This window comes from Streptomyces sp. PA03-6a (genome assembly GCF_033792765.1).
Classification (GTDB): domain Bacteria; phylum Actinomycetota; class Actinomycetes; order Streptomycetales; family Streptomycetaceae; genus Actinacidiphila.
In genome coordinates this window covers 1-12,962 of record NZ_JARAVK010000250.1, presented here as the reverse complement: position 1 = coordinate 12,962, position 12,962 = coordinate 1, and the positions used below count along the sequence as shown (strand labels likewise).

Genomic DNA, 12,962 nt, shown 5'->3' with positions numbered 1-12,962 from the left:
GCCGTGGCTGCCGCAGCCCGACTGGTTCGCCGAGCACAGCGCCGACCGCGCGCTGCTGGACACCGGCTCCTTCTGGCACCTGTACCGGGAGGCGCTCGGCCTGCGGGCCCGGCTGCCCCAGCTCGGCGAGGGAACGCTGCGCTGGCTGGAGGCACCGCCCGGCGTGCTCGCCTTCGTCCGCGGCGAGGGCCTGGTCTGCGCCGTGAACTTCGGCGACGAGCCGGTCCCCGCTCCCGTACCGGGACAGCCGCTGCTGTCCAGCGCCCCCTGCCCGCCGGGGGTCCTCCCCGGCAACGCCGCCGCCTGGTGGGTCCACGACCCGGCGCGCACCTGACCGTTCCGCACCACTCCACCGAAGAAGGGACACCACCCCGATGAAGCGCACCCTCGTCGCGGCCACCGCCATATGCGGTCTGGCCCTCGCGACCACCGCCTGCGGCGGTGACACCAAGGCCTCCTCCGACTCCGGCCCGGCGGCCGGCGGCCAGAAGCTCAAGGGCCAGACGGTCACCGTCGCGGCCGTCTGGACCGGCGTCGAGCAGCAGAACTTCCAGAAGGTCCTGGACGGCTTCACCGCCAAGACCGGGGCGAAGGTGGCGTACGTCTCCACCGGTGACAACTTCGCGACCGTCCTGGGCAGCAAGGTCGAGGGCGGTGACTCGCCCGACGTCGCGATGGTGCCGCAGCCCGGCGTGCTCAAGGAGTTCGCGGGCAAGGGCTGGCTCCAGCCGCTGTCGCCGGAGGTGAAGGGCGCCGCGGAGAAGAACTACGCCAAGATCTGGCAGACGTTCGGCACGGTCGACGGCACCTACTACGGCCTGTACTTCAAGACCTCCGACAAGTCGACGGTCTGGTACAGCCCGCAGGCGCTGGAGACGGCCGGCGTGCAGCCGCCCAAGACCTTCGCGGAGATGCTGGACGCCGCCCGCGCCGTCTCCGACTCGGGCCTGCCCGCCTTCGCCGTCGGCGGCTCGGACGGCTGGACGCTCACCGACTGGTTCGAGAACGTCTACCTCTCCCAGGCCGGCCCGGAGAACTACGACAAGCTGACCCGGCACGAGATCCCGTGGAGCGACCCCACCGTCGTCAAGGCGCTCACCACCTTGTCCCAGCTGTTCGGCGAGGACGACCTGCTCGCGGGCGGCCGCAAGGGCGCCCTGGCCACGAGCTTCCCGGACTCCGTCGCGCACGTCTTCGGCAAGAGCCCCAAGGCCGGCCTGGTCTACGAGGGCGACTTCGTCGGCGGTGTCATCTCGGGTGACCTGGGCGGCAAGGTCGGCGAGGACGCCAAGTTCTTCCCCTTCCCCTCGGTCGACGGCGGCCCGGCACCGGTGGTCGGCGGCGGCGAGGCCGCCGTGGCGCTGAAGTCCGGCAAGAACGCCAAGGCCGCCATGGAGCTGATCGCCTACCTGGCCACCCCCGAGGCCGCGCAGATCTGGGCGAAGGCGGGCGGCTTCCTCTCCCCCAACACCAAGCTGGACCCGGCCTCCTACGCGGACGACACCCTGCGCACGGCCGCCAAGTCCCTGGTCGACGCCGGTGACACGGTGCGCTTCGACATGTCCGACCAGACCCCGCCCGCCTTCGGCGGCACGCCCGGCAAGGGTGAGTGGAAGATCCTGCAGGACTTCCTGCGCGACCCGTCGGACCCGAAGGCCACCGCGGCGAAGCTCGAGGCCGCGGCCGCCAAGGCGTACAAGGGCTGAGGCCGGATCATGTCCGCCCTCACCCGCAAGGTGCCGTCCGCCCCGGCGGGCGGCACCGCCCCGGCCTCCGTCCGGCGGCGTGCGCGCCGGGCCCGCATCACGGCGATCGTCTTCGCGCTCCCGGCGCTCGCCCTGCTCGGCGCCCTCGTCGGCTACCCCATCCTCTTCTCGGTCGGCCGCAGCCTGTTCGACGCGAGCGGCGACCGCTTCGTGGGGCTCGCCAACTACCAGGAGATGTTCAGCGACCCGTCCTCGCTGAAGGCCATCCGCAACACCGCGATCTGGGTCGTGGCCGCGCCGGCACTGCTCACCGGCGTCGGCCTGGTCCTGGCCGTGCTCACCGAGAAGATCCGCTGGGCCACCGCCTTCAAGCTGCTGATCTTCATGCCGATGGCGGTCTCCTTCCTCGCCGCGGGCATCACCTTCCGCCTGGTGTACGACCAGGACCCGCAGCGCGGCGTCATGAACGCGGTCGCCGTCGCCGTGCACGACACCTTCAACGACTCCTCCGCCTACCCCGGCGCCCGTCCCCGCGGCACGGACGTGCTGAAGGAGTCGGGCGACGGCGGCTACCAGGCGGTCGCGCGGGTGGAGCCGGGCGAGGGCGTCACGCTGGGCCTGGTCGGCCTGCCGCCCGCGTCCCTGCCGCAGCAGGCCCGCCCGGCCGCGCCCGCGCAGGCCTCCGACGACGCCGTCACCGGCGTGGTCTACCTGGACTTCGTCCCGGGCGGCGGGGGCACGCCCGGCGCCGTGGACCCCCAGGAGCGCGGGCTGCCGCACATGGCGGTCGAACTGACCAAGGGCGATGCCGTGGTCGCCACCACGACCACCGGTGACGACGGTTCCTTCCGCTTCGCAGGAGCTGGGGACGGCCCGTACGGCGTCCGGCTGCCCGGGAAGAACTTCGCGGAACCGTACGCGGGCATCGACTGGCTCGGCCCGGCACTGATCACCCCGGCGATCATCGGCGCCTACCTGTGGATCTGGACCGGCTTCTCCATGGTGCTGATCGGCGCCGGGCTGTCCTCGCTGCCGCGCGAGACGCTGGAGGCCGCCCGGATGGACGGCGCGGGCGAGTGGCAGATCTTCCGCAGGATCACCGTGCCGCTGCTCGCGCCGGTGCTGGGCGTGGTCTTCGTGACGCTGGTGATCAACGTGATGAAGGTCTTCGACCTCGTGTACATCATCGCGCCGGGCCCGGTGCAGGAGGACGCCAACGTCCTGGCGCTGCAGATGTGGCTGGTCTCCTTCGGCGGCGGCAACAACCAGGGCCTGGGCAGCGCGATCGGCGTCGTCCTGCTGCTGCTGGTGCTGCCGGCCATGGCCCTCAACATCCGACGCTTCCGCAGGAGCAACCGATGACCGTGCAGACCGCCGCTCCGCGCCCCGCTCCGCCCACCCCGCCCGGCGGGACGTCCGGCCGGACCCCCGGGCGTCCCTCCGTGGCGGGCCGGCTGGTCTCGGTGCTGCGCGGGGGGCTCGTCCAGGTCCTGCTGACGGTCGTCGCGCTGATCTGGCTCACCCCGACGGCCGGGCTGTTCGTCTCCTCGCTGCGGAACGCCGACGACAACGCCGGTTCCGGCTGGTGGACCGCCCTGGTCCACCCCGGGTCGCTGACCTTCGACAACTACTCCGCGATCCTCGGGGACAGCGGGATCACCCAGGCGTTCTGGAACACCGTGCTGATCTCGGTGCCCGCCACGGCCGCCGTCGTGGTCCTCGCCGCCCTGGCCGGGTACGCCTTCGCCTGGCTGGAGTTCCCGGGGCGCGACTGGGTCTTCCTGGTGGTCGTCGGCATGCTGGTGGTGCCGGTGCAGATCGGACTGCTGCCGGTGGCCCGGCTGTTCGGGGCGGTGGGGCTGTTCGGCACGACCGCGGGCGTGGTCCTCTTCCACGTGGCGTACGGGCTGCCGTTCGCCATCTTCCTGCTCCGCAACTACTTCGCGGAGATCCCGCGCGAGATGCTGGAGGCCGCCCGCATGGACGGCGGGACGGAATGGACGATCTTCCGGAAGCTGGTGCTGCCGGTGGGCCGTCCGGCGATCGCGAGCCTGGCCATCTTCCAGTTCCTGTGGGTCTGGAACGACATGCTCGTCGCGCTGATCTTCGCCGACAGCGGCTCGCAGCCGCTCACGGTCGCCCTGCAGTCCCAGATGCGGCAGTTCGGCTCCAACATCGACGTGCTGGCGCCGGGGGCCTTCCTGTCGCTGATCGTGCCGCTGGCGGTCTTCTTCGCCTTCCAGCGCCACTTCGTGGAGGGGGTCATGGCGGGATCGGTGAAGTAGGTGAAGCAGGTGAAGTAGCCGCCGAGCCGCCGCGGATGCGGATGCGGATGCGGGTGTGGGTGTCCTGATACGTCGGAGGTCTTTCTTGTCAGTCGCCCCGATCCCCCTTAGGGTCGGGGCGGAGGACAGGACTCCTCCGACGTATCACCGCACCCGCGGTCGCCTTCTCCCCTCCCGCGAGGACTCGTCAGCCATGCCCCTGCAGCCGTGGTTCGCCGACGCCAAGCTCGGCATCTTCATCCACTACGGGATCTACGCGGTCGACGGCGTGCCCGAGTCCTGGGCCTTCTACAACGGCGAGGTCCCCCACGAGCGGTACATGCGCCAGCTCGACGGGTTCACCGCGGCGCGGTACGAGCCGCGCGCCTGGGCCGGGCTCTTCGCCCGCGCGGGCGCCCGCTACGCGGTGCTGACCGCCCGGCACCACGACGGCGTCGCCCTGTGGGACACCGCGCAGGGCGACCTGTCGGTCGTCCGGCGCACCCCGGCCGGTCGCGACCTTGTCGACCCGTACGCGCAGGCGCTGCGCGAACACGGCCTGAAGGTCGGGTTGTACTACTCCCACTCGGACTGGAACCACCCGGACTACCCCAGCGTCGTCCACCCCGCCCCGCCCACCGAGGACGTGGTGACCAGCCCCTTCGTCGCCCCGGCGGACGGCAAGGAGGACCCGGCCGCCTGGGAGCGCTACCTCGCCTACCGCGACGCCCAGGTCGGCGAGCTCGTCGACCGCTTCCGCCCCGACCTGCTGTGGTTCGACGGCGAGTGGGAGCGCAGCGAGGAGCAGTGGGGCCTGGACGCCCTGGCCGCGCGGATCCTCGCCGGGAACCCGGAGACGGTCCTGAACGCGCGCATGCTGAGCCACGGCGACTACGCCACACCCGAGCAGGGCATCCCCGTCGAACCGCCGGCCGGGCCGTGGGAGCTGTGCCTGACCGTCAACGACTCCTGGGGCTTCCAGCACGCCGACCACCGCCACAAGTCGGTGCGCCAGCTGGTCCGCTACTTCACCGAGACGATCGGTGCCGGCGGCAACCTGCTGCTGGACGTCGGCCCCCGTGAGGACGGCACCATCACCCCGGAGCAGACGGCCCGCCTGGAGGGCCTCGGCGACTGGATCCGCGGCCACGCCGACGCCGTGTACGGCACCGTCGCCGGCCTGCCGGCCGGGCACCACTACGGCCCCAGCACCCTGTCCGCCGACCGCCGCACCCTGTACCTGGTGTGCTTCGACGCCCCGCGCGAGACGATCGCGCTGCGCGGCCTGCGCAACCGCGTCCGCCGTGTGTCGGTGGTGGGCACGGGCGCCGAGCTGGGCCACCACGTGACCGGCGGGCTCCACGACGTGCCCGGCGTCACCTGGATCGACGCGCCCTCCCCCGACGCCCTGGACCCGTACGCCACCGTCCTCGCCCTCGAACTCGACGGCGAACTGGACCTCTACCGCGGCACCGGTCGTGCCTAGCTCCGTGCCGCCCTCCCATGAGGTGCCTTCCCGTCCCCGCTTCCGGAACCCTCCCGCGCTGCCCCACGAGGTGGTGGCCGAGACCCTGGAACGGGCTCTGCGCGACCGCTCGCACGAGGCCGAGGCGGCGAGCGTCCTGGTCGGGAGCGCGCTGAACGACGACGACCGGCGGTTCGTCGAGCACTGGTGCGTCGAGGTCGGGACGCGGGCCGCGCCGGGAAGTCCCCTTCTCGGCCTGGCCGGTCTGTGCCTGGGACACACCGCCCGACGGTTCTCGGCGATGCGTCCCTCGCGCTGACGGAGTCGCTGGCGGCGCGTGCGGAGGCCGATCCCTCGGACGTGGACGCCCGGGCCCTCGACGGCCGTGCCGACGTCAGGAACTTCCTGCGCCTTCGGTGAACCGACCGCGCCGCGGTGCGGGGCCACTGGCGGGCGTCCAGCGCCGTGGGGGCGAAGGTCGCCGGGTCCATGGTGCCGTCGCTCCATTCCTGCCCGTTGGCGGTGTTGACGCCGGCGTGCAGGAAGACGCCGGATCCCGCTTCCTGTCAGGCGTATTGGGCCGGGGCCGGGACGGGGACGGCGATGTGGTCCTTCCTCAGGCGGAACGTGCGAGCGCGTCGCGGTGGACGGCGTGGGCGAGGGGCGCACCGTGGGCGAGACGTTCGATCTCCTCGATCGCGGTGTCGGCGAGCCGGGCCAGTTCGCCGCCGAGCGAGCCGGCGACGTGCGGGGTCAGCAGGACGTTCGGCAGATCGTAGAGCGGCGAGTCGGCGGGCAGCGGCTCGGGGTCGGTGACGTCGAGGACGGCGTGCAGCCGGCCGGAGACCAGTTCGGCGGTGAGCGCGGCGGTGTCGACCAGCGAGCCCCGCGAGGTGTTGACCAGCGTGGTCCCGTCCCGCAGCAGCGCCAGGCGCGCGGCGTCGAACAGGTGCCGGGTCTCGGGCAGTTCGGGGGCGTGGACGGTGACCACGTCCCCGAGCAGGCACAGTTGGTCCAGCTCGACCGGCTCCGCACCGAGCGCGACCGCCTCGCCGGGGTCGAGGTGGGGGTCGTGGACGAGCAGGCGCAGGTCGAAGGGGCGCAGCAGCTCGATGACCCGCCGCCCGATGCGGGAGGCGCCGACGACCCCCACGGTACGACGGTAGTTGCCGATGCCGGGGAACACCTCGGAGGGCTCCGGCCGGTGGCGGGCCTCCCGGTAGGCCTGCGCCGAGGCCAGGACGCGCTTGTTGGCGAACAGCACGGCGGCGACGGTGTACTCGGCCACCGGCAGGGCGTTGGCCGCGGCGGCGGTGGAGACCTGGATGCCGCGCCGCCACACGGCGTCGGTGACGTGCTGCTTGACCGATCCGGCGGCGTGGACGACCGCGCGCAGCGCGGGCATGCGGGCCAGCGCCGCCTCGTCCAGCGGCGGGCAGCCCCAGCCGGTGAGCAGCACCTCGGCCTCGGCGAGCGGTTCCGCCACGGCGGGGTCCCCGAAGTCCTCGACGAGCAGGGCGGGGTCGACGCGGGCGACGCGGCAGAGCCGTTCGAGCGCCGCGTCGCCGAGGACGGCCTCACGGGTCCCGGCACTCATGGCCAGGACGGTACGGGGACGGTGGTGCGCGCGGGTCACGTGGCGGCTCCCCCTGTGGAGACCTGCGGACGGGTGACGGCGCCATCATTCGCACGTGACCCGGCGACGTCAAGGGCGGACCGGGCCTCCCCGGCCCCGGCACGCGCACCGCCTCGGGCGCCGCACGCGGGGTACCGGACCGGGGACCGGGCCGGTACCCCCGTCAGGGGTCAGCTGCCCGCGGCGAGCACCGTCTCGTAGCCCGGCAGGACGACGTCGCGGATGATCGCGTTCCGCTCGTCGAAGGGGAGGAACGCGCTCTTGAGCGCGTTGACGGTGACCTCGCGCAGGTCCTCCGCCGTCCAGCCCGCCTCGGTGACGAGCAGCTCCATCTCGCGGGTCATGGTGGTCGCCGAGACCAGGCGGTTGTCGGTGTTGAGGGTGACGCGGAAGCCTAGGTCGCGCAGGAGGGTGATGGGGTGCTCGGCGATGGAGGTGGCGGCGCCCGTCTGGAGGTTGGAGGTCGGGCAGACCTCCAGCGCGATGCGGCGGTCGCGTATCCAGCCCGCGAGACGGCCGAGCTTGCCGTCCACGATGTCCTCGGCGAGGCGGACGCCGTGGCCGATCCGCAGCGCGCCGCAGACCTGCACGGCCTGATGGATGCTGGGCAGGCCGTGGGCCTCGCCCGCATGGATGGTGAAGGGCACGTTCTCGCGGCGCAGGTGCTCGAAGGCGGCGAGGTGGTCGGCGGGCGGGAAGCCGTCCTCGGCGCCCGCGATGTCAAAGCCGACGACGCCCGCGTCGCGGTACGCGACGGCGAGGTCGGCCACCTCGCGGCTGCGGTCGGTCATGCGCATCGCGCACAGCAGGGTTCCCACGCGGACCGGCGTGCCCGCGGCGGCGGCCTTCGCCATGCCGGCGGCCAGGCCCTGCTGGACGGTCTCGACGACCTCGGCCAGGGTCAGGCCCCGGTGCACCAGCAGTTCGGGCGCGTAGCGCACCTCGCCGTAGACGACGCCGTCGGCGGCGAGGTCGAGCACGTACTCCTCGGCGACGCGCAGCAGGCCCTCGCGGGTGCCCATCACGGCGATCGTGTGCTCGAAGGTGGCGATGTAGCGGACCAGGTCGCCGGAGTTGGCGGCGTCGTAGTACCAGGCGGCCAGCTCGCCGGGGTCGGTGGCGGGAAGGGTGTGGCCGATCTCCGCGGCCAGTTCGACCAGGGTGGCCGGGCGCAGGCCGCCGTCCAGGTGGTCGTGGAGGACGGCCTTGGGGAGCCGGCGGATCAGGTCGGTGTCGAGGGCGGTCACGCGGTGGGCTCCTGGTCGGTGGGGGCGGTGGCGGCGGGCTGGAGGAGGTCCCAGCGGTTCCCGTAGGGGTCCTGGAAGACGACGACCGAGCCGTACGCCTCGTGGCGGGGCTCCTCCAGGAAGGTCACCCCGGCGGCGCTCATCCGCGCGTGGTCGCCCGCGAAGTCCTCGGTGTGCAGGAAGAAGCCGACCCGTCCGCCGGTCTGGTCGCCGACCCTCGACAGCTCCGCGTCGTTCTTGGCGCGGGCGAGCAGCAGCCCGCTGCCCGCGGCGCCGCCGGGCGGGCGCACGACGACCCACCGGCTGCCGCCGGGGCGCGGCTCGTCCTCGACGAGCTCGAAGCCGAGGGCGCCGGTGTAGAAGGCGATGGCCTCGTCGTAGTCGCGGACGACGAGGGTGACCAGGGCGATACGGGACATGCGCGAACGTTATACGTAACACCACGACCCGGGCAAGACGCCCCCTCCGACTGGGAGGGGGTGCCGGTCCCGGGCCGGGCGGGGCGGCCGGCCGCCGCCCCGCCCGGCCCCCGGGTCAGCCCGCCTCGGCCGGCCGGGCGCGCAGGGCGCGGCGCCGCAGCGCCCGGGCGTGCCGCCGCTCGTCCTCGGCCGACGCCGGCCTGAGCTCCGCCACCGGCCGGGGCCTGCCGTCGGCGCCGGTGGCCACGAAGACCAGGTGCGCGGTGACGACCTCGGTCGCCGGGCCCGGGGCGTCCCAGCGCTCGGCGGTGACGCGGACGCCGACGTCCATCGAGGTGCGGCCCGCGTGCTCCACGACCGCGTGGACGGTGAGCAGGTCACCGGCGTGCGCCGGGTGGAGGAAGGCCATCCCCTCCACGGAGACGGTCACCGCGGGGCCCGAGGCGTGCCGGGCCGCGGCCGCCGCCGCCGCGTCGTCGACGAGCTTCATCACGACCCCGCCGTGGACGGTCCCGTACAGGTTGGTGTCGTGCTCGCTCATGATGTGGGCGAGCGTCACGGCCGAGTCGGCCGGGGTCTTGTACCGCGGGGCCATCCCGCTCACCCCCGCACCCGGCGCGCGGCGGCCACCAGGTTCTCCAGCGCGGCACGGACCTCGCCCGGGGCCCGGGTCTTCAGGCCGCAGTCGGGGTTGACCCACAGCCGTTCGGCGGGCAGGACCCGCAGCGCCCGGTCGATGAGGTCGGAGATCTCCCGTTCCGAGGGGACGCGCGGCGAGTGGATGTCGTACACCCCGGGGCCGACCTCCCGCCGGTAGCCGGCGGCGGCCAGCTCGCCCGCGATCTCCATGTGGGAGCGGGCGGCCTCCAGGCTGATGACGTCCGCGTCCAGGGCCTCGATGGCCGGCAGGATCTCCCCGAACTCCGCGTAGCACATGTGGGTGTGGACCTGGGTGTCCGCGCGGACCCCGGAGGTGGCGAGGCGGAAGGCCTCGGTGGCCCACTCCAGGTAGCCGGGGCGGGCGGCGGCGCGCAGCGGCAGGCTCTCGCGCAGCGCGGGTTCGTCGACCTGGATGACCGCGGTCCCGGCCGCCTCCAGGTCGGCGACCTCGTCGCGCAGGGCGAGGGCGACCTGGCGGGCGGTGTCGGCGAGCGGCTGGTCGTCGCGGACGAAGGACCAGGCGAGCATCGTGACCGGGCCGGTGAGCATGCCCTTGACGGGCCTGCCGGTGAGCGACTGCGCGTAGGAGGTCCAGCGCAGCGTCATGGGCGCGGGCCGTGACACGTCGCCGACGAGGACCGGCGGCTTGACGTAGCGGCTCCCGTAGGACTGGACCCAGCCGTGCCGGGTGACGAGGAAACCGTCCAGCCGCTCGGCGAAGTACTGCACCATGTCGTTGCGTTCGGGCTCCCCGTGGACGAGGACGTCCAGGCCCGCCTTCTCCTGGAACGCGACGACCTCGCGGATCTCGGCGGCGATCCGCTCCTCGTACTGCTGCGCCGTCAGCTTCCCCGCCCGCAGGGCCGCGCGGGCGGCGCGCAGGTCGGCGGTCTGCGGGAACGAGCCGATGGTCGTCGTCGGCAGCGGGGGCAGGCCGAGCCGGTTCCGCTGCGCCGCGGCCCGCTCCCCGTACGGCTGGGGGCGGCGGGCGTCGTCGGGACCGGCGGCCGCGCAGCGGGCCCGTACGGCGGGGTCGTGGGTGAGGGCGGAGGCGGCACGTGAGGCCCGGGCGGCACGGCTCGCGGCCAGTTGCGGGGCGACGGCCTCGCGGCCCCCGGACAGGGCGCGCGCCAGGGTGACGGTCTCGTCGAGCTTCTGCCGGGCGAAGGCGAGCCAGCGCGTGACCTGCAGGTCCAGGGTGCGTTCCCGCGTCAGGTCCAGGGGGACGTGGAGGAGGGAGCAGGAGGGCGCCACGTCGAGGTGGTCGGTCAGGCCCAGCAGGGTGGCCAGGGTGGCGAGCGAGGCCTCCAGGTCGTCGGCCCAGACGTTGCGGCCGTCGACGACCCCGGCGACCAGGCGCTTGCCGGGCAGGCCGCCGAGGCGGCCGAGCGCGTCGAGGTTCGCGGCGGCGGGACCGGTGAAGTCCAGGGCCAGCCCCTCCACGGGGGACTGCGCGAGGACGGGCAGGGCCTCCCCGAGGGCGTCGAAGTAGGTGGCGACCAGCACCTTCGGCCGGTCCTCGGCGGCGGTGAGTTCGCGGTAGGCGCGGGCGGTGGCGTCGAGCACGGCACGCGGCTGGTCCTGGACCAGTACGGGCTCGTCCAGTTGCACCCATTCCGCGCCCGCGGCCCGCAGGTCCGCCAGGAGGGACGCGTAGACCGGCAGCAGCCGGTCCAGCAGCGCGAACGGTGTGAAGCCGGCGCCGGCGCCGGGCGCGGGCTTGGACAGCAGCAGCAAGCTGACGGGGCCGAGCAGCACCGGACGGGCCGTCAGGCCCTCGCGCCGGGCCTCGGCGTACTGCGCGAGCTGCCCCCGCGGGTCGGGGGCGAAGCCGGTGCCGGGGCCGATCTCGGGCACCAGGTAGTGGTAGTTGGTGTCGAACCACTTGGTCATCTCCAGCGGCGCCAGCTCCGCCGTGCCGCGAGCGGCGGCGAAGTAGGCGTCCAGCTCGCTCACCTCGCCCGCGCGGTAGCGCGCGGGGACGGCACCGACCGCCCAGGCCGTGTCCAGGACGTGGTCGTAGAGCGAGAAGCCGCCGGTCGGGATCTCGGTGATGCCCGCCGCGCGCATCTGGCGCCGGGCGCCCGCCCGGACGGACGCGGCGGTCGCGAGCAGGTCCTCCGCCCCGACGCGGCCCGCCCAGTAGCCCTCGAGGGCCCGCTTGAGCTCCCGGTCGGGGCCCTGCCGCGGGTAGCCGTGGAGGGTCGCACCGATGTGCGTGAGTGCCATGGAACTCTCCTTCGCGAGTTCGCACGGACCCCGGCACGGGACGCCGGCACGGCACACGAAGGCCGCCGCCGACCCGCCCACGAGGTCCCGGTGGAACCGCGCCCCACCGCGGGGCACGGGCAGTGGCAGGTCTTCGGACTCACGGGCACGTCTGCCGGGCAGACACCTACTGGCCGTCGCTTCCCGGACGCTTGCGCGCCCAGTGCGTATGACGGCGGTCGTTCCCGCTCACCGCTGCGGGGCAGTCCCGGATTCCCACCGGGTTCCCTCTTGCGACGCATCCCGCCTGGCGGACGGGGCGAACCAGCTGCACGCGCCAGCCTACGGGGTGCGCCGGCCGCGGACGGGGAGATCCGCGTACCGGACGTCCCGGTGGGCACGGTGAGCGGCGCCGGGTGCCGGGGTGGCAGGGCCCGGGACACGACGGAACGGAACGGACGCAGCGCACGCAGTCGGCCGCTGGCGGTACGGGCGGCGGGCGGCCCCGCGGCACGGGTGAACCACGCGGCATGTCACCGGGCACCAGGTGGCCGGCCGGGCATCCGGCACGACCTCGTGCGGCAGGCAGGGCAAGCGCGGGTCCGCACCGACGGCGACGAGGTCGTCGTCCGGGACGTGCCGGAGGCCGCCGCGCACCCCCAACTCGGTCTCCCGCAGGGCCTGGTGGTTCCCGTAAATTGCTTCCATGGGGGCACGGGACGCACAGCACGAACCGATGCGAGGCGGCCGGCGATCGGAAGGGCGGGGCTCGGTCGAGGGCTCCGCGCATCCCCTGGCGCTCCTGCTGGCCGGCGTGGTGTTCCTCGCGGCGGGCGTCTGGCTGCTGACCGCGACGGCAAGGGACACCCTGGCCGTGCGCTACGGCGTGCACACGGTGGGCACGGTCCGCGAGGCCCGCGACGCCTCCGGCGACGGCCGGCTGTGGGTGACCTTCACCGTGGCGGGCGCCGAGGTGACCCACCCGCTGCCGCCGGGCACCAACCGCCGCCAGGTGAACCACGGGGACCGGCTCCCCATCGTCTACCGGGCCGACCGTCCCGAGCGGGTCGTCGCCCGCCGTGACGTCGGGCACGGTCCCCTGCTGTTCTGGTCGGGGTTCACCGCGGTGGGACTCGTCCTGGCCGGCTGGTCCGGCCTGGCGCTGCACCGCGCCGGCCGGCGGCGGACGCGCGCCGCCCCGCGGAAGCCGTGGGTCAGTCGGTGGGGGTGATGTGGCCGTCGCGGAGTTCCAGGACGCGGTCGGCGAGGGCGAGGAGCTGGGGGTCGTGGGTGGCGACGAGGGCGGTGACGCCTTCGCTGTGGACGACGGCGCGCAGGAGTTCCATGACGGCGCGGC

12 protein-coding genes and 1 riboswitch are annotated in these 12,962 nt (G+C 74.0%); of the genes, 7 read left to right on the top strand and 5 right to left on the bottom strand.

Translation table 11 applies throughout. The features are described from left to right. The 6 genes from PV350_RS37970 to PV350_RS37945 all read left to right on the top strand — a co-directional run. The coding region (locus PV350_RS37970; RefSeq protein ID WP_500338010.1) for a DUF3459 domain-containing protein at positions 1-334 on the top strand (334 nt) is incomplete at its 5' end. Between the two features lie 40 nt (positions 335-374). Next, positions 375-1,706, top strand: a complete 1,332-nt coding sequence (locus tag PV350_RS37965; RefSeq protein WP_499515314.1) for an ABC transporter substrate-binding protein — start codon at positions 375-377, stop codon at positions 1,704-1,706. A gap of 9 nt (positions 1,707-1,715) precedes the next feature. Then, positions 1,716-3,068, top strand: a complete 1,353-nt coding sequence (locus PV350_RS37960) for a carbohydrate ABC transporter permease (RefSeq protein ID WP_500338008.1) — start codon at positions 1,716-1,718, stop codon at positions 3,066-3,068. Continuing rightward, positions 3,065-3,991 (top strand): carbohydrate ABC transporter permease, encoded by a 927-nt coding sequence (locus PV350_RS37955; RefSeq protein WP_499515312.1) that lies wholly within the window; start codon positions 3,065-3,067, stop codon positions 3,989-3,991. The genes PV350_RS37960 and PV350_RS37955 overlap by 4 nt, the downstream gene beginning before the upstream one ends. A gap of 193 nt (positions 3,992-4,184) precedes the next feature. Next, the gene (locus PV350_RS37950; protein ID WP_500338006.1) at positions 4,185-5,456 is read left to right on the top strand and encodes an alpha-L-fucosidase; all 1,272 of its coding nucleotides are present in this window, start codon (positions 4,185-4,187) and stop codon (positions 5,454-5,456) included. Positions 5,457-5,529: 73 nt separating this feature from the next. Further along, positions 5,530-5,754 (top strand): hypothetical protein, encoded by a 225-nt coding sequence (locus PV350_RS37945; protein WP_499515310.1) that lies wholly within the window; start codon positions 5,530-5,532, stop codon positions 5,752-5,754. 297 nt (positions 5,755-6,051) lie between these two features. On the opposite strand, the gene PV350_RS37940 is transcribed toward PV350_RS37945, so the two are convergent. From PV350_RS37940 to metE, 5 genes are all read right to left on the bottom strand, one after another. After that, a complete protein-coding gene (locus tag PV350_RS37940) occupies positions 6,052-7,032 on the bottom strand; it encodes a hydroxyacid dehydrogenase (protein ID WP_499515309.1) in 981 nt (326 codons plus the stop codon). A 209-nt stretch (positions 7,033-7,241) separates the two neighbouring features. Further along, a complete protein-coding gene (locus tag PV350_RS37935) occupies positions 7,242-8,318 on the bottom strand; it encodes an adenosine deaminase (RefSeq protein ID WP_499515308.1) in 1,077 nt (358 codons plus the stop codon). Next, positions 8,315-8,737, bottom strand: a complete 423-nt coding sequence (locus PV350_RS37930; RefSeq protein WP_499515307.1) for a VOC family protein — start codon at positions 8,735-8,737, stop codon at positions 8,315-8,317. The genes PV350_RS37935 and PV350_RS37930 overlap by 4 nt, the downstream gene beginning before the upstream one ends. A 115-nt stretch (positions 8,738-8,852) precedes the next feature. Beyond that, entirely contained in the window at positions 8,853-9,332 is a 480-nt protein-coding gene (locus PV350_RS37925; RefSeq protein ID WP_499515306.1) for an acyl-CoA thioesterase, read from the bottom strand. Positions 9,333-9,337: 5 nt separating this feature from the next. Further along, the gene (gene metE / locus PV350_RS37920; protein WP_500338004.1) at positions 9,338-11,626 is read right to left on the bottom strand and encodes a 5-methyltetrahydropteroyltriglutamate--homocysteine S-methyltransferase; all 2,289 of its coding nucleotides are present in this window, start codon (positions 11,624-11,626) and stop codon (positions 9,338-9,340) included. Positions 11,627-11,733: 107 nt separating this feature from the next. Next, a riboswitch (cobalamin riboswitch) is annotated at positions 11,734-11,950 on the bottom strand. Positions 11,951-12,311: 361 nt separating this feature from the next. Here metE and PV350_RS37915 point away from each other — a divergent pair. Then, entirely contained in the window at positions 12,312-12,836 is a 525-nt protein-coding gene (locus tag PV350_RS37915) for a hypothetical protein (protein ID WP_499515304.1), read from the top strand. Positions 12,837-12,962 lie beyond the last annotated feature (126 nt).

Coding starts and splice junctions, on each gene's coding strand:
- PV350_RS37965 (WP_499515314.1), top strand. CDS start 375: ATGAAGCGCACCCTCGTCGCGGCCACCGCCATATGCGGTCTGGCCCTC.
- PV350_RS37960 (WP_500338008.1), top strand. CDS start 1,716: ATGTCCGCCCTCACCCGCAAGGTGCCGTCCGCCCCGGCGGGCGGCACC.
- PV350_RS37955 (WP_499515312.1), top strand. CDS start 3,065: ATGACCGTGCAGACCGCCGCTCCGCGCCCCGCTCCGCCCACCCCGCCC.
- PV350_RS37950 (WP_500338006.1), top strand. CDS start 4,185: ATGCCCCTGCAGCCGTGGTTCGCCGACGCCAAGCTCGGCATCTTCATC.
- PV350_RS37940 (WP_499515309.1), bottom strand. CDS start 7,032: ATGAGTGCCGGGACCCGTGAGGCCGTCCTCGGCGACGCGGCGCTCGAA.
- PV350_RS37930 (WP_499515307.1), bottom strand. CDS start 8,737: ATGTCCCGTATCGCCCTGGTCACCCTCGTCGTCCGCGACTACGACGAG.
- PV350_RS37925 (WP_499515306.1), bottom strand. CDS start 9,332: ATGGCCCCGCGGTACAAGACCCCGGCCGACTCGGCCGTGACGCTCGCC.
- metE (WP_500338004.1), bottom strand. CDS start 11,626: ATGGCACTCACGCACATCGGTGCGACCCTCCACGGCTACCCGCGGCAG.
- PV350_RS37915 (WP_499515304.1), top strand. CDS start 12,312: ATGGGGGCACGGGACGCACAGCACGAACCGATGCGAGGCGGCCGGCGA.